Here is a 20072-nt window from a genome sequence, read left to right as displayed (position 1 = left end):
AGATGCCCATCTCGGCCGCCACATGCGCGACCGGACGTCCCGCGAGAACACGCTCGACCAGGATCCGCCTGCCGTGAACGGTCAGACGGGCATTAGGGACAAGAAGACCTCCGTGTGCGGTGTGGAGCCTAGACACCTCCACCACACCGGAGGTCTTCGCCATGATCAAGACCCGGAACCGTCAACAACGCTCGTGGTCAATACACCTAGCCCCGGTCGAAGTGCCAGGCCGCGATGCCGACGCGGTTGCGGACGGCCAGCTTGGCCTGGATGTTCGCGACGTGCGTCTTCACCGTGCCGGGGGTGATGAAGAGCGCCGTACCGATCTCCGCGTTCGTCAGTCCGTCCGCGACCAGGCGGACGATCTCCGCCTCACGGGCCGTCAGCGGGGAGTCCTCCCGCGCGGCGGGTGACGAGGGCGGGGACGGGGCCGGGGCCGGGGGCCGGAGGAGGCCGGCCGTCAGTTGGGGGCTGATCAGGACGTCGCCCGACATCGCCGCCCGTACCCCCTCGATCAGCAGCCCCGGGCCCGACCGCTTCAGCAGGAAGCCGCACGCGCCGTCGCGCAGCGCCGTACGCACCTGGTCGTCGTGGTCGAAGGTGGTGACGATCAGGACCCGTACGGGATCGGGGACGTCGGGGCCCGCGAGGCGGCGGGTGACCTCCAGGCCGTCGAGGCCGGGCATCCGGATGTCGGCGACGACCAGGTCTGGGCGGAGTTCCCGGGCCAGGGCGACGGCGGTGAGGCCGTCGGCGGCCTCGCCGACCACCGTCATGTCCGGCTGGGAGCCGAGGATCAGCCGGAATCCGCTGCGTACGTCGTCCTGGTCGTCCGCGAGCAGGATCCGGGTGGGGCCGGTGCGGTCGGCGGCCGGTTCGGTGGCGGCACTGGTCGTCATGGCGGGCCTTTCAGGGCTGGGCGTACGGGGCCGGGAGGCCGGCGCTCCGGGTCTCGGCCCGGTCGGCGGGGACGGCGGGGGCGGCGGCGGAAACCTCGGCGGCAACGGCATTGGCGTCCGCGTCGGCTGCGGCATTGGCGCCGGCGACGGCGACGGCGGTGGTGGGGAACACGGCCGTCACGCACCAGCCCGCGGCCGCTCCTCCTCCCGCCGCCGTCCCCGGCGTCCGGCCCGCCGTGAGTGTGCCGCCGAGCGCCGCGACGTGTTCGGTGAGGGCGGGCAGGCCGAGTCCGCCCGCGTCCCGGGACCGGCGCGGCAGCCGGAAGCGCGTGGGGCCGCCGCCCGTACCGTCGTCGGTGACGGAGACCGCGACCCCGGCCGGGACCTGGTGGACGCGTACCGACACCCGGGTCGCGTCCGGCGCGTGCCGCCGGATGTTGGTCAGCGCCTCCACGACGACCCGGTACGCCGCCGCTCCCGCCTCCCGGTCCAGTGCGGCGAGCGCGTCCTCGTCGGCGTCGAGTACGGCTTCCATCGCACCGGGCCGCCCGGAGCCCGCCGACCCCCCGGCGCCCCCGGATTCCCCAGCACCCCCGGATTCCCCGGAACTCCCGCCTTCGCCGGGTCCCGCCGTGCCGAAGTCGGCGACCAGCCGGGGCAGCAGCTCCGGGCCGGGCGGCGGGGTGTCGGCGGAGCCTCCCGTACCGTCGGCGGACCGGTCGTGAAGCATCGCGACCGTACGGTCCATGGACGCCAGCGCGTTGAGCCCGGCCCGTTCGATCCGCTCCAGGGCGAGCAGCGCCGCCCCCGGGTCCGACTCGGCGACGAACCGGGCGGCCTGTGCCTGCACCACGATGCCGCTGATGTCGTGCGCCACGAAGTCGTGCAGATCCCGGGAGAGCCGCAGCCGCTGCTCCCTACGGGCCGTGTCGACCGCGGCCCGGCGCCGGGCCGCCGCCCGGCGCGGATAGCCGCCGACCGCGAGGGCCCCGCCCACCGGCAGCAGCCAGAAGACCATCACGGCCACGACCTCCGCCCAGGAACCGTCGGTCAGGGACGGCACCGGCCAGAGGCAGACCGCGAGGGCCGCGAGGGGGACTGCGTACCCGGCCCGGCGGCGCGGCGCGAGCCGGACCACGGCCACGATCAGCGCCAGCAGCAGCCCCGCCTCGGCCAGGCTCCACGCGGACCGGGCCTCGTCCCCGGAAGCCGCCGGAACGATGAATGTCGCCACCATGGAGAGCACCGCGCACCCGGCGGTCGCGGGCGCGATCGCCGCCCGTACGGCCGCGAGCCCGCGCGCCTCACCGCCTCCCCCGGCAGCCCCGCCGACCCCGGCGGCCCGCCGCCGAGCCGCGGCCGACCGGTCCGCCGCCAACCGGACGGCGGCCCAGCCGATCGTGCCCGCACAGCCGACGGTCGGCGCCACGACCAGCGCGTTCCAGGGCCCGTCCGCACCTGTCATCGTTCCCCTCCGTCCCCCGTCGGTGGGGCTCAGCCTACGAGTCCACCCGCCTCCCCCGAACGGCACAGTCACCCCGGCCCGCCCGGCCCGGCTCTCTGCCGATCGGCGGATGGGCCGGGACACCGGTCGCGGGCGAGGCTTCTCACATCGAACGGCAGCCCCTCCACCAACGGGAGTCACCTCATGCGGAAGCACCTCACCTCCACCCGTACCGTCGCCCTCGCCTGCGCCACCGCCGCCCTTCTCACGGGTACGGTCAGCGCCTCCACGGCCGCCGACGGCTCCGACACACCCGCCGCCCACGCCGCGAAGCCCGCCGCCACCGCCACCGCCACCGGGGTCGCAGCCGAAGTCGCCGCCGCCTCCCAAGCCCGGGGCACCTCCCGCAAGGGCCCCACCGCGAGCGTGAAGGGCAAGGGGCGGATCCACTTCACGCTCCGGCCCAAGGACACCATCCGCTTCGAGGTGGACGCCGTGTCCGTCCCGTACAGCCAGCCGCTGCCCGGACTGCCCACCGGCATGCCGACGGACGGCGAGGGCACGCTCCGCTACAGCCACTACAACCCCGACACCGGCGAAACCGGCTGGGCGGTCGCCGATATCGACTGCGTGTCGACGGGCGGGAAGACGGCGACCGTCACCGCGATCATCCGCCGGACCAACGCCGAACGGGTCGGCAAGCGCGTCGGCATCAGCTTCCAGCAGGGCGAGCACGGCGCCCCGGCACGGCTCGGCTTCAGCTGGGGCGTCGTCAATCTCGACGGCGGTACCGACGCCGACGGCCAGCTGGGCGGTACGGGCACCTGCCAGGCGCCCGCCCCCTTCTCCCGGGTGACGGAGGGCGGCTACCGGATCCGGCACGCCGAAATCCCCCCGATCCCCACCGCCGCCCCGACCCGCCCCTGACGCCCCGTCACGGCTGGGCGCCACTGTCGCCTACCCCTGAGGCTCCGTCACCATCCGGCGCCGCCGCGACCGCCCGACGACCGGCCCGCGACCACCGCCCGGCAGCTCAGCCCGCTCCGGTGTCGGACGCCGCCCCCGCCACACCACCGCCCCGAACCTCGCACACTCCGGCACCCGGCCCGCCCCGGCCCCTCACCCCCCTCCCTCCGGTTCGGTCCGTCTCGCCTCGTGGGTGCCGCCGGTCTCCAGCGGGGGCGCCCCGACCCCGCAATTGACGCGGCACTCCGGATGGGCGCACGGGGCCTTCGGGCGGCGGATCCAGACCGCCGCCACCAGGGCGCCCACCACCAGCACCGCCGCACAGACCAGCATCGCCCGGTCGAAGGCCGGGTCGAGCTGAGTCGCCGAGCGGTACGCGTCCGGGCCCATCCCGACCAGCAGCGGCAGCGCCGCCACCGCCACCAGGCCCGCCGCCCGGGCCGCCGCGTTGTTGACCCCGCTGGCGATACCCGCCCGGGACGTCGGCACCGACGAGAGCACCGTCGCCGTCAGCGGGGCGACCAGGGCCACCATCCCCACCCCCAGGACGATCAGCCCCGGAAGCACATCCACCACATAGGAGGCGTCCGGCCCCACCCGGAGCATCAGCAGCATTCCGGCGGCGCAGAACAACGGTCCCACCGTCAGCGGCAGCCGTGGCCCCGTCCGCTCCGCCAGCTCGCCCGACGCCGCCGAGAACAGCAGCATCAGCAGGGTCGTCGGCAGCAACGCCAGCCCGGCACCCAGCGCCGAATAGCCGGAGACGACCTGGAGCTGGAGCGCGGCCAGGAAGAAGAAGCCGCCGAACGCCGCGTACACACAGAGCGTCACCACATTGACCACGGTGAACATCCGCGAGCGGAAGATCGTCAGCGGCAGCATCGGATCCTTCGCCCGCCGCTCCACCCGGATGAACACCACCGCGACCAGCACCCCGAGCACCCCCGGCCACCACTCGGCGGCGATCAGCGCATAGGTCACCAGAGCCAGCGCCCCCGCGCCCAGCACCGCGCCCAGTACGTCGAAGCGCCCGGTGTGCGCCGCCGGGTCACGGGTCTCGGGGACGTATCTCAGGGCGACGGGCACACAGATCGCGGCGAGCGGCACATTGATCAGGAAGATCCACCGCCAGCCGGGCCCGTCGACCAGCCAGCCGCCGACGAACGGCCCGATCGCCGCGCCCACACCGCCGAAGCCCGACCAGAGGCCCACCGCCCGGGCCCGGTCGTCCGGATGGAAACTCGCCTGGATGATCGCCAGCGACCCGGGTGTGAGCAGCGCGCCGCCTATCCCCTGGAGCGCCCGGGCCGCGATCAGGAACCCGGCGTCGGGCGCGATCCCGCAGAGCAGCGACCCCAGGGCGAACCAGACCACCCCGACGACGAAGACCTTCCGCCGCCCGTAACGGTCGCCGAGCGCGCCGCCGAGCAGGATCAGCCCGGCCAGGGTCAGCATGTAGGCGTTGACGGTCCACTGGAGATCGGCCAGGTCCGTGTCCAGGTCGTCACCGATATGGGGCAGGGCGACATTGACCACGGTCGAGTCCAGCAGGGCCATGCCCGACCCCAGGACCGTCGTCAGGACGACCCACCGCCCCACGGCCGTCGACAACCGGACCCCGCCCCCGGCGGCGTCCGCCGCCGGGCCTCCCGCACCGCCCGGCGCACCGCCCGCCGCGGGCCCTCCCGGGCCTTCCCGGCCCGCGGCCTTGCCCTTCTCGTCCCCCGCTTCCGCGTCCATATCCGGATCATCCCAGCGCCCCGCGAGCCCCGCGACCCCTGTGGAAAACCCGCGCACCGCCCCCGCCACCCCACCCGCCGAAGCCCACCACTACGCCTCTGACCAGCGGCGACGCCCCTCGGGCCACACCCCCGGCACGCCGGAAGGCCCGGCGCCCCCGAAGGAGCGCCGGGCCTTCCCGTAACAAGATCCGCCGCCAAGATCCGCTGTCGGCCGGTGCGGGTCCGGCCGGTGCGGGTTACTTGATCCGTGTACCCGTCGAACGCAGCGCCGCGCACGCCTCGGTCACCCGCCGGGCCATACCGGCCTCGGCGAGCTTGCCCCAGGTCCGCGGGTCGTACGTCTTCTTGTCGCCGACCTCGCCGTCGATCTTCAGCACACCGTCGTAGTTCTGGAACATGTGCGCCGCGACGGGCCGGGTGAACGCGTACTGCGTGTCCGTGTCGAGGTTCATCTTCACCACACCGTTGTCGAGCGCGGTGGCGATCTCCTCGACGGTGGAGCCCGAGCCGCCGTGGAAGACGAAGTCGAACGGCGACGTCTTGCCGTACTTCTCGCCCACGCCCTGCTGGAGGTCCTTCAGCAGCTCGGGCCGGAGCACGACGTTGCCCGGCTTGTAGACGCCGTGGACATTGCCGAAGGAGGCGGCCAGCAGGTAGCGGCCCTGCTCGCCCAGGCCGAGCGCCTCGGCGGTGCGCAGCGCGTCCTCGACCGTGGTGTACAGCTCGTCGTTGATCTCGTGGGTGACGCCGTCCTCCTCGCCGCCGGTCGGGGTGATCTCGACCTCAAGGATGATCTTGGCGGCGACGGCCTGCGGCAGCAGCTCGGCGGCGATGGCCAGGTTGTCGGCCAGGTTCTCGGCGGAGCCGTCCCACATATGCGACTGGAAGAGGGGGTTCCGGCCGGCCGCGACGCGCTCGGCGGAGACCGCCAGCAGCGGACGGACGTACGTGTCCAGCTTGTCCTTCGGGCAGTGGTCCGTGTGCAGCGCGATGTTCACGTCGTACTTGGCGGCGACGATGTGCGCGAACTCGGCGAGCGCGACCGCGCCCGTGACCATGTCCTTGTTGTGCTGGCCGCCCAGGAACTCGGCACCGCCGGTGGAGATCTGGACGATGCCGTCGCTCTCGGCCTCCGCGAAGCCGCGCAGGGCCGCGTGAAGGGTCTGGGAGGAGGTCACGTTGATGGCCGGGTAGGCGAACTTGCCTGCCTTCGCCCGGTCGAGCATCTCGTTGTAGACCTCGGGGGTTGCGATGGGCATCTGTCCGCTCCTTGGATGTCTGCGGTTCTGCGTATGTGCGGGCCCTGACCTTGGGGCGACGTCATCGTCGGCCCCTATCTTCGCAGACTCCGGAAGAGGGCCGCCGCCCGGTCTGCGGGCATACGTACGAGCTGTCCCCCGGGCAGGTCACACGGCTGTCCGGATCACGGCGGCGCGCCGCGGCGGGGCCCGGAGCGGTCCGGGGCCCGGCGGGAAAGGGGGGCGAAAAATCCGGTACGTCCCCCGTACGCCGCCGGTGCGGAACCGGCCCGAAACGACCGACCGGCCGCCCCTGAGCGGGCCCCCGGGCCGCCGCGACGCCGTACGGCTCAGCCCAGACCCAGCTCGTCCAGGGAGTACGCGTACAGATACGGCACCCCGGCCGTCGTACTGATCTTCTCGCCCGCGCCCGTCGCCCGGTCCACGATCGTCGCCACCGCCACGACCTCGCCCCCGGCCTCGCGCACGGCCTCGACCGCCGTCAGCGGAGACCCACCGGTCGTCGACGTGTCCTCCACGACCAGGCAGCGGCGGCCCTTGATGTCGGGGCCCTCCACCCGGCGCTGCATCCCGTGCGCCTTGGCCGCCTTGCGGACCACGAAGGCGTCCACCCGCCGCCCGTCGGCCGCCGCCGCGTGCAGGATCGAGGCCGCCACCGGGTCGGCGCCCAGGGTCAGCCCGCCGACGCAGTCGAAGTCGAGGTCCGCCGTGAGATCCGACATGACCCGCCCGACCAGGGGAGCGGCGGCACCGTCGAGCGTGATCCGCCGCAGATCCACGTAGTAGTCGGCCTCGATGCCCGAGGAGAGGGTCACCTTGCCGTGCACCACGGCCTTGTCCTTGATCTGCTGAAGCAGGTCAGCGCGTACGTCAGTCATGCCCACGAGCTTAGGCCGTCTCTTTTGGATCTTGCTGGGGCTCGCGTGCCCTGGCACCGCGCTCCCCCTGGGCCTGGCGGCCCGGGCGGTACCCCCACGCCGCGTTGTCGTCAATCACCAATGGCCCCCTGCGCCTAACGGCGCGGGCGGTACCCCCACCGCAGTGGCTCAATCCTCCGCCTTGCGATCCACGGCACCAGACCCCGCTCCCTATCCCAGCCTGATCCGAAAGAGACGACCTAGACCGCCCGCCGGGACCGCTCTCACGGGCGGCGCCACGACCAGGTCGTCGAGACCTCCAGCGGGTCGATCGGGGTGACCAGGCGGGGCAGGGTGTTCAGCCCGTTCGGCGGGCCGGACTGCGGCTCCACACAGATCGCCTCCGGCTGCTCGTCGTAGACCACGACCCACTCCGCCCGGCTGGTGACGTTCAGCTCCAGCACACCGGGCCAGGTGAGGGTGGCGTCCACCCCGTCGGGCATCCCGAAGCAGTCGTCCCACGGGCCCGGCTCCGGGTCGATCCGGTGGCCGGTCGGCAGATGGTCGGCGCCGCGTTCCTCCTGCCAGGCGGGGGTGAAGGAGAGTTCCGCGTCGACGCCGCCGATCCGGCGCAGGAACCACGGATGCCAGCCGGCCTGCGCGGGGAACGAGTCCTCGTGCGCCTCGACGGCGATGGTCGTAGTCAGTGACGACTCCGTCAGCTCGAAGACCTGGGTGACGAGCCCCGGATACGGCCACGGGTCGGCCAGCTCGTAGGTGAAGACGGCGCCCGTGTCATCGGCCCGCCGGGTCCGCCAGGCCGTGTCACGGCCGGTGCCGTGGATGGCGTGGGGGTCGGCGTTGAGCGGAAGCCGGTGCTGTACGGCTCCGTTACGGAACCGGCCCCGGTCCACCCGGCCGCACCAGGGCACCATGGGGAACGAACCGTACCGCTCGCCCTGGCGGAGTACCTCCGTCCCCCCGATGACCAGGTTCGTCACCCGGCAGCCGTGCTCCGGGGCGATCCCCACCTCGACATCACCGGCGCGCAGCCGGACACCCTCATCACTGCTGATCACCCCTCGACCCTAACGGGACCCGTCACCGGCCCGGCGGCCGACGGGCCCGGGACCGGGCCCGGTCACCCGCTCCGGCGGCGGCGCAGTACCCGGGTGACGGCGATCGCCGAGGCCAGTGCCACCGCGGCGGCGGGGACCAGCCAGCGGGCGGGCGGCCCGGCCCGGCCCGCGTCGGGCGCGGGGCGGGGCGCGTATCTGCCGCGCGGCGGCGCGTGGTCGACCTCCTCGGCGCTGCGGCCGATCATCGTGCGCCGGGCGTGCGCGGCCTCGGCCACGGGCTCGTCGCCGACGGGACCGGTCAGCTCGTCCGCGAGCCCCGGCGGCGGTACGGGCGGTACGACCGCCTCGAACGCCACGCCCTCGGCCCGCTCCTCGCCGCCCGTGCCGTCATCGTCGCGGTCGTTCACGCCGTCACCGTCGACCACATCACCATCGACCGTATCGCCGTCGCCGTCGTCCGAACCGGCCTCCGTCGTCCCGGCGTTCGGCGCACCGTCACCACCATCACCGGCCCCGGCGTCACCGCCGCCGCCGTCACCGCCTCCGGCGACCGCACCGGCCGCCGACTCCGCCGCGACCGCCTCGGCGAAACGGTCCAGCAGACGACGCGCCGCCGATTCGCGCACCGCGTCCGACGCCTCCGCCAGCCGCCCCTCCGGCGCCACGGTCCCGGCGAACGCGAGATTCGTGCCACCCTCGACCGCCGTCGTACGCACCGTCAGCGCGATCCGGGCGGACCCGTCGCCCCGCGCCTCCGTACCGTCGCCGTCCACCGTGAACTCGCCGTCGTGCCCGGCGATCCGCAGAACGCCCCGGTAGGTGATGGTCTGGCTGCCGACCCGGATCTTCAGCCGCCCCGGGACGCCCCCGGACCCGGCCGCCGCCCCCTGATCCGTACCACCGTCGCCGTCGTCGTCACCGCCGCCGTCGGCTTCCGCGTCGGGCCGGAAGCCGGGAACGCAGCGCGCCGCCCGTACGGGGTCCCCGAGCACCCCTCGTACGGTCTCGGCCGGAACCGGAACGAACACCTCATGCTCCATGGCAACCGAGCCTACCCACGGCGCCCGGCCGCCGTCTGCCCGCTCGCGGTCCCCGGGCCCGGCCGCCTCAGCCGGTGTAGCGCGGATGGACGAGCGTCGACGGCGGCAGCCCGGTCAGCCGGGTCCGCTCCGCGTCCCAGGCGTCCGCCAGCAGATCCGCGTCCGTCAGCGACCGCAGTACGGGCACGTCCGGGCCGAGAGCCAGCCGGGGCGCCCGGCCGCCGGGCGCGGCCAGCAGCAACCCCCAGTCGTCCGGCGCCGATCCCGCGCCCAGCGACTCGTAGTCCTCGTTGAACCCGCCGCTTCCACCGCTCCCACCGCTCCCGGCGCTGCCGACGGCGGGCCCGCCGGTCCCGACCCGGTAAGGGCTGGTGCCGTAACCGGCGGCGCGCAGGGTCGCGTCCGCCGTCCAGTAGGCCCGTCTACGGCCCTCCAGCGGACCCGCGTGCACCGCCAGCCGCCCCCTCGGCGCCAGGATCCCGGCGACCAGGCCGTAGAACTCCTGGGAGTAGAACTTGCCGCCTTCCGTGGCGGCCGGGTCCGGCAGATCGGCCAGCACCACGTCGTACGCCCCGGGCACCCCGCTGCCGGGGTCCCGCAACCAGGCGAACGCGTCGGCCGTGACCACCCGCACCCTCGGGTCCTCGTAGGCATGGTCGTTGAGCGCCGCCAGCGCCTGATCCGTCCGGGCCAGCCGGACCACCCAGGGGTCCAGCTCCACGATCGTCACCGACTCCACGTCCGGATAGCGCAGCGCCTCCCGCGCGGCCAGCCCGTCGCCGCCGCCGAGGATCAGCACCCGGCGGTGTCTGCCGTTCATCGCCGGATGGACCAGCGCCTCGTGATAGCGGTACTCGTCCCGGCCGCTGACCCGGAGCCTGCCGTCGAGGAAGAGATCCGGCGGCCCGGAGCCGTCACCGGTCAGGACGACCTCCTGGACCCCGGTCTGGACGGCGACCCGGACCCGGTCCCCGTAGAGCGCCCGCCGGGCGGCCTCCTCGAAGTCGCCGACCAGCACGGTCGCCGTCGCCAGCAGGGCGAGCACCAGGGCGTTGGCGAGCAGTAGCCAGACCCGGGAGCGGGCGGTCAGATCCCGGCGGAAGAGCCAGAGCACCAGACCGCCGCCGACCAGCGCGTTGACCGCGCCGGTCAGCAGTCCGCTGGTGAGCTGGCCGAGCCAGGGCAGCAGCAGGAACGGGAACGCCAACCCGCCGACCAGCGCGCCCACATAGTCGGCGGCGAACAGATCGGCGACCGTGCCCTCCGCGTCCCGCCGGGAGATCCGCTGGATCAGGGACATCAGCAGCGGGATCTCGGCGCCGATCAGCACCCCGATCGCCAGGGAGAAGGCGACCAGCACCGTCCGGGACTCGCCGAGCCAGGCGAAGCTCGCGTACAACACCATCGCCGAACAGCCGCCGACCAGGGCGAGCGCCAGCTCCAGCACCCCGAATCCGACGGCCGCCCGGCAGCGGAGCCGCTTGGCGAGCAGGGAGCCGATGCCCATCGCGAAGACCATCAGGGAGAGCACGACGGACGCCTGGGTGACCGAATCGCCGATCAGATAGGAGGCGAGGGCCACCAGCTCCAGCTCGTACACCAATCCGCAGGCGGCGCAGACGAAGACGCCCAGCAGCACCAGGAACCGGCCCGCGTCCGGACGCACCGGCAGCGGCAGCACGGCCGGTGGCGGCGGGGACAGTTGAGGGGGCCGGTCGATCACCATGCAGTAACGCTACGTCGCGATTCACCTACGGTTTGTCACCCACACGTGTGGATCCGTAGTGCGAACGCAGTCCGCCCCCTGTACGCGCCCCCGGGTCATCCGGTAAACGCGCCCGCGACTACCCGCCCGCGACTACAACAGCACCTGCTCCGGACAGCAGGCCGCCTTCGCGCCCCGGACCGGCACACCCACCCGGGTCCGGGTCACCACGAGCCTGCCCTCCTGCGGATAGGCGTGCCAGGTACGCCAGAGGACCTGGCGGCCGAGCCGCTGGGCCATCATCGCCGTAAAGGCGTTCGGATCTCCGGGAAACGTTCCGGCGAGCGAGTTCGGATGGTCGGCGACCAGGGCGAGCAGCTCTTGCGCGCGCCCGGCGAACGACCCCTCCGAGAGCGTCTCGACCCGGGCGGCGAACTCGTACTCCCAGGCGCCCAGCCGCTCGGAGACGCCCAGCGGGAGCGGGGTTCTGCTGCCCGGCATACAGGCCACGGTCTCGGAGCAGGTGCCCTGCTCCTCCTCCAGCAGCACCTGATGGGAGGCGCCGAGCAGCCTGAGCTGGAGTTTGGCCCCGGCGAGTTCGAGATCGAGCACGGCGAGGGCGGGAAGGGGCTCCCGGCCGAGTGCCCAGGCGAGGTCATCGGCTCGGGTATCGGTGTAGGCGGTATGGAGGGTCGTGAGCATGGGTGGGCTCCGCAAACACGCTTCGGCGGTGGTCATGGGGACCTGAAGGCGCCCTGGGCGGCAGGGGCGGAAGGGAAGGGACACGCCTGATCGGGCCCGGGCGCCGGCCCGGAGGCTGGACGGTTCCAACAGGTTCCAGCGTCAACGGAATCACGAAGTACGCGGGGCTCACAGCGTTTTTACCCAAGTTGGCGGGGTTTCCATCCCCTGGGTGTCCCTGCGGTTCACCTGTTCAAGAAAATCCGCACGTAGTATCGAATGACGGTAACCTTCCGGCACCCCGCCGCCCGCCCGGCGGGATCCCCGGCCGCCAACGCCCGCCCCGCCGGAACGACTTCGGCACCTGGCGGGAGAGCCGTTCCCCCCGCCAGGTGCCTCCGGGTCGCGGATCGGCTGCCCCGTGTCAGCCGCTTCCGCCGTCAGGTCCCCCTGGTCGATCGGTCGTCCGCTACGCCCCCGGCCCCGGGCCGGGCCCGAGCCGGATCCGTAACCCCCGGGCCGGGCCCCCCGACCCGGCCCCCGCGGGCTCAGTCGCCCCCGCCCCCACCGCCGCAGCCGCCCCCGCCGCCACAGCTGTGTCCTGAGTCCCCGCTGCCGAGCCAGCCACCGCCGCCGTCGCCACCGTTCGACCGGGCCTTACGCCCGGCCGGGCGGGTGTTGCCCCGCTTGAGCACGGCCATCCGCACGAACCAGCCCACCACCACCAGGGCCACGACCCCGGCCACCAGGACTACCCCCACGACGTTCACCATTCCTTCCGAGCTTCTCCTCAACCGGGGGATGCCCCGCCCCGTCGCGCGTGAAAGCAGACTTGAGCAAGTCCAGAGCTTCGCCCCAGGATGACCGCATGCCGACCATGGACGAACCCACACCGGAACCGGCGCCGGGCCCGGCGGCCCGCCCCCTCCTCAACCGCGGCCTCGCGGGCTTCGGAACCACGATCTTCGCCGAGATGTCGGCACTGGCCGCCGAGACCGGCGCGATCAACCTGGGCCAGGGCTTCCCCGACACCGACGGCCCCGAATCCGTCCGCGAGGCGGCCGTACGCGCCATCCGCGACGGCCGCGGCAACCAGTACCCGCCGGGCCCCGGCGTCCCCGAACTGCGGCAGGCGATCGCCGACCACCAGCTCCGCCGCTACGGCCTCCGCCACGACCCCGATACCGAGGTCCTGGTCACCGCGGGCGCCACCGAGGCCATCGCCGCGGCTCTGCTCGCCCTGGTCGAACCCGGGGACGAGGTGATCGCCCTGGAGCCCTACTACGACTCGTACGCCGCCTGCGTCGCCATGGCGGGCGGACGGCGGGTCCCCGTCACCCTCCGGCCGCGCGACGGTACGTACCACCTCGACCTCGACGAACTCCGGGCCGCCGTCACCGACCGCACCCGCCTCCTGCTCCTCAACACCCCCCACAACCCCACCGGTACGGTTCTCGACCGCGCCGAACTCGCCGCCATCGCCGAACTCGCCGTCGAACGCGACCTCCTCGTGGTCACCGACGAGGTCTACGAACACCTCGTCTTCGACGGCGAACACCACCCCATCGCGGGCTTCCCCGGCATGCGCGACCGGACCGTCACCATCTCCAGCGCCGGCAAGACCTTCTCCCTCACCGGCTGGAAGGTCGGCTGGATCACCGCGACGGCCCCCCTGATCACCGCGGTCCGCACCACGAAACAGTTCCTCACCTACGTCTCCGCGGGCCCCTTCCAGTACGCGATCGCGGAGGCCCTGCGGCTGCCGGACTCCTACTACGACGAACTCCGCGACTCCCTGCGCGCCCGCCGCGACCTCCTCACGACGGGACTCGCGGAGGCGGGCTTCGGCGTCCACCGGCCGGCGGGCACCTACTTCGTCACCGCCGACATCAGACCGCTCGGCGAGACGGACGGCTTCACGTTCTGCCGCGAACTGCCCGCCCGGCGGGGGGTGGTCGCGATCCCCAACGCGGTCTTCTACGACGACCCGGCACGCGGGGCACCCTTCGTCCGCTTCGCCTTCTGCAAGCGGGAGGGTGTGCTGGAAGAGGCGTTGAACCGCCTCAAGCGGTCGGTCTAGCCGCCGGAGCGCTCAGAGAAACGACTGCCGAGTTGCGGGATCGGGACCCGACCGAGGACCCGATCCGCGACACGCCCCGCAGCTCATTCGGTGTCTTTGGGATGCCGGGGAGAGGCGTAGACGAGGATCACGGTGGAAGTCTCCACACTGACCAGATAGCGCACTCGGCCACCGCTGGTGACCTCGTACTCCCACTGCTCCAGGTCGGATCCCTTCCACGCTTTGGTGGCGTGTCTGCCGCGCAACTGATGCTGACGATTCCAGTTGGACCGGGTCAGGGGGTCACTTCGGAGCGCGTCCAGACAGCGATGCGCGCTCGGCAGTGCCACGCGGCACAGTTCCTCCCAGCCCGTCACCGCCTCCGTGGTCCCGAAGACGACACTCCATCCGTCGAGGGGCGGAACGCTGACTCGGTCTCCTTTCTTCGGGCTCACCCACGCACCTCGACCTGACCGAGATCATCACCGTCGAGCGGACGCAGCGCTTCCCTGACCTGTTCGGGATCGGCGTTGATGCGAGCCGTGGCACGCCAGGAGACGATCGCGCGGTGCACAGCCTCTCCCGCCCCTAGTTCGGCGGCGTCCGACAGCGCTCCGAGAAGCTCGACGGTGAAGGCCCGAACCTCCTCCGCGTCCAAGTGCCGCGCCCAGGGGAACACCTCGGGCAGCGCGAGGAGGAGCGCCCTGGCACCGTCGTCCTGCTTCATCAAGGCGAGGAAGAGTCGCGAGGCGGTGGTCAGATTCTCCTCCGCGCCCTCCGCGCGTACCGCCGTGGTCAGCACCATGTCCGGAGCGTCCCGATGAGTGACCCGAAGCGACCCCAGGGCGGCAGCCCTGGCCGCGACACCTCTGGGGTTGCGGGAGAGATCGGTGAAGGAGACGGATTCCGTTTCGGCTGTCACACGCACGGTAGACATAATCAGAGCTTACTCAGATCACAATCTGATTTCAAGGGCTGCTGTCAGACCTCGATGCGCGCGCCTCCGCCTCCCGCTGAGGGGGCCCTCCACCGGTACGGGGACCCGTCTGCCACGGAAGCTGTTCCGCCGCCCGCGGACCGCGGTCGGCTTGTCGCGCAGTTCCCCGCGCCCCTGGTCGCCCTCCTCGTCGCCCTCGTAGGAAGGCGGGCACCCTTCCCGAGGAACGGGGCGGGGAGAGCATTTAGGGGCGCGGGGAACTGCGCGACCAGCCACCCACCGGGCCGCGGGTGCGAGAGACACACCAGCCCGGCAGGACAGACGGCACGGGCGGTGCCCCGGGAGGGCCAAGGCGCTGGGGGTCCCCCCCATTGCCGAAGGCATAGGGGGCGGAACTGCGCGACCAGCCACCCACCGGTCCGCAGACCGCGAACGACATCAGGTCGCCGGGTGCGGCCCGGGGCCAAAAGGGGGCGGCTGCGCCGAAAGGGTGGCGGGGGCGGGGCGTACGGGCGTGTCGCCGCAGCAACGCTCGCACTGTTCCGGCGCGGACCGCATGTTGTCCCGGAGAGACGAACCGCGCCCGGAGGTGTCCCCCTGTCCGCCGAGAGCACCTTCGACGAGACCGCGGCGCCCGCCACCCGGCACAACCCCCGTCAACTGGACGCCGTCACGCGGCTTCTGCGCCGCGCGGCGCCCGCCGTCGGGCTGTTCGCGGTCGCGCGGCTGACCGGGCTGCTGCTGATGGGCGGCTGGGCGGAGCACATCGGGCGGCGGCCGAGGGCGATCCTCGGCCGGGCGTGGGACGCCGACTGGTACATGCTGATCGCCGAGCACGGCTACGGCCGGGTACTGAACTGGCCGGGCGCGGTCCAGAGCGATCTGGCCTTCTTCCCGCTCTATCCGGCGCTGGTACGGGGGCTGTCGGCGCTGGTACCGGACGTGACGAGCGGCACGCTGGGCCTGCTGGTCTCCTGGTCGGCGGCGCTGGTCGCGGCGGGCGGGATCTACGCGGTGGGCGAGCGGCTGTACGGCCGCCGGGCGGCGACGCTGCTGGTACTGCTCTGGGGGCTGCTGCCGCATTCGGTGGTGCTGACGATGGCGTACACCGAGCCCCTGTTGACCGCCTTCGCCGCCTGGACGCTGTACGCGCTGCTGACCCGCCGCTGGTTGTGGGCCGGTGGCCTGGCGGTTCTCGCGGGTCTGTCGCGGCCCAACGGGATCGCCGTGGTCGCGGCGGTGCTCTGGGTCGTCGGGTACGAGATCGTCCGGGGCGGTGCCCGGGGCCGTACGCTCCCGGAGCGGTCCGGGAACCCCGGGACCCCCAGCACCCCCGGCACCCTCGGGACCCCCGGAAACACAGCCGAATCCGGGCGGCCCGGGAATCGCCGCGATCCCCGGCTCTGGGCCGCCGCCGCGCTCGCCCCGGCCGGCTGGTGCGGCTATGTGCTGTGGGTGGGGTTCCGTACCGGTGATCCGCTCGGCGGCTACTTCGCCGTCCAGCGCGGCTGGACCTCCACCTTCGACTTCGGCGCCGGTTCGGCGCGCGTCGTCCGGGACATCGTGCTGCGGCCCGCCGTACTGCCGCTCACCACGGCGCTGCTGGTCGTCCTCGCCGCCGTGGTCCTGTTCGTGCTGTTCGTGCTGGGCAGGCCGCCCGCCGCCCTGCTGGTGTACACCGCGGTCCTGGTACTGATCACGGTCGGCGGCTCCGGCTTCTTCGAGTCCAAGCCGCGGTTCCTGCTGCCCGCGTTCCCGCTGCTGCTGCCGCTGGCGCTGGCACTGACGAAAGCCCGGCCGAGGTCGGCGATCGTGGTGATCGCCGCCCTGGCCGGGCTCTCGTTCGGCTACGGGACGTATCTGCTGACGCTGTCGCCGATCGCGCTCTGAGGCGCGCGGGGCGCCGGGCGGACCGCCGCCGGCCGGCCGTCCCGGACCGTCACGCCTCGTCGGACCCGGCGTCCTCGTCGCTCGCGGGCTTGAGGCCCATCTCCGTGGAGAACCAGTTGTCGAACTCCATCGACGCCTGGACCCAGCTCACGGTGGAGGAGACGAAGTGGTCGAGGTTGACGCCCATCCCGATCAGCATCTGCGCCTCGCCGATCAGCCGGACGGACGCGCCGCCCTCCTCGTCCTCGTGGAGGTGGGTGTAGACCTTGGGCCACAGGGTGCGGCGGTTCCAGTCGTCGATCTTCTCCAGGATCCGGTTGCGCTCCTCGACGTCCAGCGGACGGTCGTAGAACGTACGGACCGAGAAGACCTGCTGCTCCTTCTCGCCGCGGAACATGAAGTACGTACGGAATTCCTCCCACGGCGCGGCGAGGTCGCCCTCGTCGTCGATGACGTACTTCAGCTCCATCTGTTCGAGGAGCTGCTTGACGAGGTCCTGGTCGGGAACGACGGGGCCCGCCGGGCCCGCGGCCTGGGGCTGGGGCTGGCCCCCGAAATTCGGAATCGAGGACGGATCGATGGTCACCCTGTTTTTCCCTTCGTACGGATGCCGCCATCCTCCCCCATCACGGGGCGGGAACCGCAACCCCCCTCCGGGCCCGGGGGCCGGGCGGGGCGGAGCCGGGGCGGACGTACGGCCCGGACCGCCCCGGAACCGTACGCCGCCGGGCCCGTACGCCCCCGGAGCCGTACGGCTCAGCCCGCCTCGGTCTCCGACTCCACCGCGGTCTCAGGCTCAGGCGTCTCCGCCCGGCCCACGATCAGACCGTCCTCGAACCGGTCCACCCGTACGGTGTCGCCGTCGCCGACCTCGCCCGCCAGGATCTCCCGGGCCAGCCGGTCGCCGATCGCGGTCTGCACCAGCCGCCGCAGCGGACGGGCACCGTACGCCGGGTCGTTGCCCTCGTCGGCGAGCCAGTCCAGCGCGGCGGGCGTGATGTCCAGGGTGAGCCTGCGCTCCGCGAGCCGCCGCGCCAGCCGGCCGATCTGGAGCTCCGCGATCCGCCGCAGCTCGTCCCGGTCGAGGGCCGAGAAGACCACCAGATCGTCCAGCCGGTTGAGGAACTCGGGCTTGAAGGAGGACCTGACCACCTCCAGGACCCGCTGCTTCTTCTCCTCCGCCGAGGTCAGCGGCTCGACCAGATACTGGCTGCCCAGGTTGGACGTCAGAATCAGGATGGTGTTCCGGAAGTCGACCGTCCGGCCCTGTCCGTCGGTGAGCCGGCCGTCGTCCAGCACCTGGAGCAGAACATCAAAAACCTCAGGATGCGCCTTCTCCACCTCGTCCAGCAGGACGACGCTGTACGGGCGCCGCCGGACGGCCTCGGTGAGCTGGCCGCCCTCCTCGTAGCCGACATAGCCGGGGGGCGCCCCGACCAGCCGGGCGACGCTGTGCTTCTCGCCGTACTCGGACATGTCGATCCGGACCATGGCCCGCTCGTCGTCGAAGAGGAAGTCCGCCAGCGCCTTCGCCAGCTCCGTCTTGCCGACACCCGTCGGGCCGAGGAAGAGGAAGGAGCCCGTGGGCCGGTCCGGGTCGGCGATCCCGGCCCGGGTCCTGCGCACCGCGTCGGAGACCGCCCGGACGGCCTCGGACTGGCCGATCAGCCGCCGCCCCAGCTCCTCCTCCATCCGCAGCAGCTTCCGCGTCTCGCCCTCCAGCAGCCGCCCGGCCGGGATCCCGGTCCAGGAGCCCACGACGTCCGCGATGTCGTCGGAGCCGACCTCCTCCTTGACCATGGTGTCGGTACGGGCCTCCGCCTCGGCCTCGGACGCCTCGGCCAGCTCCCGCTCCAGTGCCGGGATCTCCCCGTACAGCAGCTTGGACGCGGCGTCGAAGTCGCCGTCCCGCTGGGCCCGCTCGGCCCGGCCGCGGACCTCGTCCAGCCGGGTCTTCAGCTCGCCGACCCGGTTCAGGCCCTGCTTCTCCTTCTCCCAGCGGGCGGTCAGACCCCGCAGCTCCTCCTCCTTGTCGGCCAGATCCCGGCGGAGCTTCTCAAGACGCTGGCGGGACCCGGCGTCCGACTCGTTCTTGAGGGCCATCTCCTCCATCAGCAGCCGGTCGACGGCGCGCTGGAGCTCGTCGATCTCGACCGGGGAGGAGTCGATCTCCATCCGGAGCCGGGACGCGGCCTCGTCGACCAGGTCGATGGCCTTGTCCGGGAGGAAGCGGGAGGTGATGTAGCGGTCCGAGAGGGAGGCCGCGGCGACCAGCGCCGCGTCGGCGATCTGGACCTTGTGATGGGCCTCGTAACGGCCCTTGAGGCCGCGGAGGATGGCGATGGTGTCCTCGACGGTCGGCTCGGCCACCAGCACCTGCTGGAAGCGGCGCTCCAGCGCCGGGTCCTTCTCGATCCGCTCGCGGTACTCGTCGAGGGTCGTCGCGCCGACCATCCGCAGCTCGCCGCGGGCCAGCATCGGCTTGAGCATATTGCCCGCGTCCATCGCGGAGTCGCCGCCCGCGCCCGCGCCGACCACGGTGTGCAGCTCGTCGATGAAGGTGATGATCCGGCCGTCGCTCTCCTTGATCTCGGAGAGCACGGTCTTCAGCCGCTCCTCGAACTCGCCCCGGTACTTGGCCCCGGCGACCATCGCGCCCAGGTCGAGGGAGACCAGCCGCTTGTTCTTCAGGGACTCGGGGACGTCGCCCTTGACGATCCGCTGCGCCAGCCCCTCCACCACGGCGGTCTTGCCGACGCCGGGCTCGCCGATGAGGACGGGGTTGTTCTTGGTCCGGCGGGACAGCACCTGGACCACCCGGCGGATCTCCTGGTCCCGGCCGATGACCGGGTCGAGCCTGCCCTCACGGGCGGCGGCGGTGAAGTCCGTACCGAACTTCTCCAGCGCCTTGTACTGCCCCTCGGGGTCGGCAGTGGTCACCCGGCGCCCGCCGCGCGCGGCCGAGAACGCGGCCAGCAGCTTCTTCGCGGTCGCGCCCTGTCCGGCCAGCACCTCACCGGCCCGGCCGCCCTTCGCGGCGGTCCCGATCAGCAGATGCTCGGTGGAGAGGAACTCGTCGCCCAGCTCCTTCGCCCGCTCGCCCGCGTCGGCGAGGACGGCGAGGAACTCCCGGTTGGGCTGGGGCGGCGCGACCGTGGAACCGGCGACGCTCGGCAGCCCGCCGAGGATCCGCTCGGCGCCGCCGCGGACGGCGGCCTGGTCGGCCTCGACGGCCGCCAGCAGATCGATGATGTTCTCGTTGTCGGACCCCGCCAGCAGAGCCAACAGCAGATGCGCGGGGGTCAGATCGGGATGGCCCGCCGACACCGCCCGGCTGGTGGCGGCGTTGAGGGCTTCCCGGCTCTTGTTGGTCAGCTCGGCGTCCACGTGCGGTTACTCCTCCTCGCAGGTCGGCTCGGAAACTCTGGCTCAGAATCTGACTCAATCAACCTGCACAAAGTTGAGTCTATTCCACTCAAGGGCATCGCTCAACAGAATCGGGGCCGTAACGGGG

18 protein-coding genes are annotated in these 20072 nt (G+C 72.6%); 3 read left to right on the top strand and 15 right to left on the bottom strand.

Translation table 11 applies throughout. The features are described 5' to 3' along the window. From AB0G74_RS11350 to AB0G74_RS11340, 3 genes are all read right to left on the bottom strand, one after another. The coding region (locus AB0G74_RS11350; protein WP_361143512.1) for a leucine zipper domain-containing protein at positions 1 to 163 on the bottom strand (163 nt) is incomplete at its 3' end. 43 nt (positions 164 to 206) lie between these two features. Further along, positions 207 to 899 carry a response regulator transcription factor gene (locus AB0G74_RS11345; protein ID WP_361143477.1) on the bottom strand — a complete coding sequence of 231 codons (693 nt, stop codon included), beginning with the start codon at positions 897 to 899 and terminating at the stop codon, positions 207 to 209. 10 nt (positions 900 to 909) lie between these two features. Beyond that, on the bottom strand, positions 910 to 2364 hold the full coding sequence (locus AB0G74_RS11340; RefSeq protein WP_361143474.1) for a histidine kinase: 1455 nt from the start codon (positions 2362 to 2364) through the stop codon (positions 910 to 912). Positions 2365 to 2547: 183 nt separating this feature from the next. Here AB0G74_RS11340 and AB0G74_RS11335 point away from each other — a divergent pair, with 183 nt between their 5' ends. Then, positions 2548 to 3270 (top strand): hypothetical protein, encoded by a 723-nt coding sequence (locus tag AB0G74_RS11335; RefSeq protein WP_361143472.1) that lies wholly within the window; start codon positions 2548 to 2550, stop codon positions 3268 to 3270. Between the two features lie 192 nt (positions 3271 to 3462). Here the strand turns inward: AB0G74_RS11335 and AB0G74_RS11330 are convergent, their stop codons facing one another. From AB0G74_RS11330 to AB0G74_RS11295, 8 genes are all read right to left on the bottom strand, one after another. Further along, positions 3463 to 5049, bottom strand: coding sequence for an MFS transporter (locus AB0G74_RS11330; protein WP_361143469.1), 1587 nt, complete (start codon positions 5047 to 5049; stop codon positions 3463 to 3465). A gap of 238 nt (positions 5050 to 5287) precedes the next feature. Next, positions 5288 to 6310 (bottom strand): class II fructose-bisphosphate aldolase, encoded by a 1023-nt coding sequence (gene fbaA / locus AB0G74_RS11325; RefSeq protein ID WP_361143466.1) that lies wholly within the window; start codon positions 6308 to 6310, stop codon positions 5288 to 5290. Positions 6311 to 6639: 329 nt separating this feature from the next. Then, positions 6640 to 7188, bottom strand: coding sequence for an orotate phosphoribosyltransferase (pyrE, locus tag AB0G74_RS11320; RefSeq protein WP_361143463.1), 549 nt, complete (start codon positions 7186 to 7188; stop codon positions 6640 to 6642). A 263-nt stretch (positions 7189 to 7451) separates the two neighbouring features. Continuing rightward, entirely contained in the window at positions 7452 to 8243 is a 792-nt protein-coding gene (locus AB0G74_RS11315) for an aldose 1-epimerase (protein ID WP_361143510.1), read from the bottom strand. A gap of 65 nt (positions 8244 to 8308) precedes the next feature. Further along, positions 8309 to 9286 (bottom strand): carbon monoxide dehydrogenase, encoded by a 978-nt coding sequence (locus AB0G74_RS11310; RefSeq protein WP_361143461.1) that lies wholly within the window; start codon positions 9284 to 9286, stop codon positions 8309 to 8311. Positions 9287 to 9353: 67 nt separating this feature from the next. Beyond that, positions 9354 to 11012, bottom strand: coding sequence for a polyamine aminopropyltransferase (locus tag AB0G74_RS11305; RefSeq protein WP_361143458.1), 1659 nt, complete (start codon positions 11010 to 11012; stop codon positions 9354 to 9356). Positions 11013 to 11144: 132 nt separating this feature from the next. Then, positions 11145 to 11693, bottom strand: a complete 549-nt coding sequence (locus AB0G74_RS11300; RefSeq protein WP_358826208.1) for a DUF2617 family protein — start codon at positions 11691 to 11693, stop codon at positions 11145 to 11147. Between the two features lie 527 nt (positions 11694 to 12220). Then, the gene (locus AB0G74_RS11295; RefSeq protein ID WP_361143454.1) at positions 12221 to 12445 is read right to left on the bottom strand and encodes a hypothetical protein; all 225 of its coding nucleotides are present in this window, start codon (positions 12443 to 12445) and stop codon (positions 12221 to 12223) included. Positions 12446 to 12540: 95 nt separating this feature from the next. Here AB0G74_RS11295 and AB0G74_RS11290 point away from each other — a divergent pair, with 95 nt between their 5' ends. Further along, the gene (locus AB0G74_RS11290; protein WP_361143451.1) at positions 12541 to 13752 is read left to right on the top strand and encodes a pyridoxal phosphate-dependent aminotransferase; all 1212 of its coding nucleotides are present in this window, start codon (positions 12541 to 12543) and stop codon (positions 13750 to 13752) included. Between the two features lie 83 nt (positions 13753 to 13835). Here AB0G74_RS11290 and AB0G74_RS11285 read toward each other — a convergent pair whose 3' ends face one another. Both AB0G74_RS11285 and AB0G74_RS11280 read right to left on the bottom strand, forming a co-directional pair. Then, complete coding sequence (locus AB0G74_RS11285; protein WP_361143448.1) at positions 13836 to 14186, bottom strand: hypothetical protein; 351 nt, start codon at positions 14184 to 14186, stop codon at positions 13836 to 13838. Further along, a complete protein-coding gene (locus tag AB0G74_RS11280; protein ID WP_361143445.1) occupies positions 14183 to 14668 on the bottom strand; it encodes a prevent-host-death family protein in 486 nt (161 codons plus the stop codon). The genes AB0G74_RS11285 and AB0G74_RS11280 overlap by 4 nt, the downstream gene beginning before the upstream one ends. A 744-nt stretch (positions 14669 to 15412) precedes the next feature. Here AB0G74_RS11280 and AB0G74_RS11275 point away from each other — a divergent pair. Further along, positions 15413 to 16558 carry a hypothetical protein gene (locus tag AB0G74_RS11275; RefSeq protein ID WP_361143507.1) on the top strand — a complete coding sequence of 382 codons (1146 nt, stop codon included), beginning with the start codon at positions 15413 to 15415 and terminating at the stop codon, positions 16556 to 16558. A gap of 49 nt (positions 16559 to 16607) precedes the next feature. On the opposite strand, the gene AB0G74_RS11270 is transcribed toward AB0G74_RS11275, so the two are convergent. Continuing rightward, positions 16608 to 17144, bottom strand: coding sequence for a YbjN domain-containing protein (locus AB0G74_RS11270; RefSeq protein ID WP_361143442.1), 537 nt, complete (start codon positions 17142 to 17144; stop codon positions 16608 to 16610). A 170-nt stretch (positions 17145 to 17314) separates the two neighbouring features. After that, on the bottom strand, positions 17315 to 19945 hold the full coding sequence (gene clpB / locus AB0G74_RS11265; RefSeq protein WP_361143439.1) for an ATP-dependent chaperone ClpB: 2631 nt from the start codon (positions 19943 to 19945) through the stop codon (positions 17315 to 17317). Between the last annotated feature and the right edge of the window lie 127 nt (positions 19946 to 20072).

Origin of the sequence: Streptomyces sp. NPDC020875 (assembly GCF_040641415.1) — a bacterium.
GTDB lineage: Bacteria > Actinomycetota > Actinomycetes > Streptomycetales > Streptomycetaceae > Streptomyces.
This window is presented reverse-complemented; position numbering and strand designations above follow the sequence as displayed.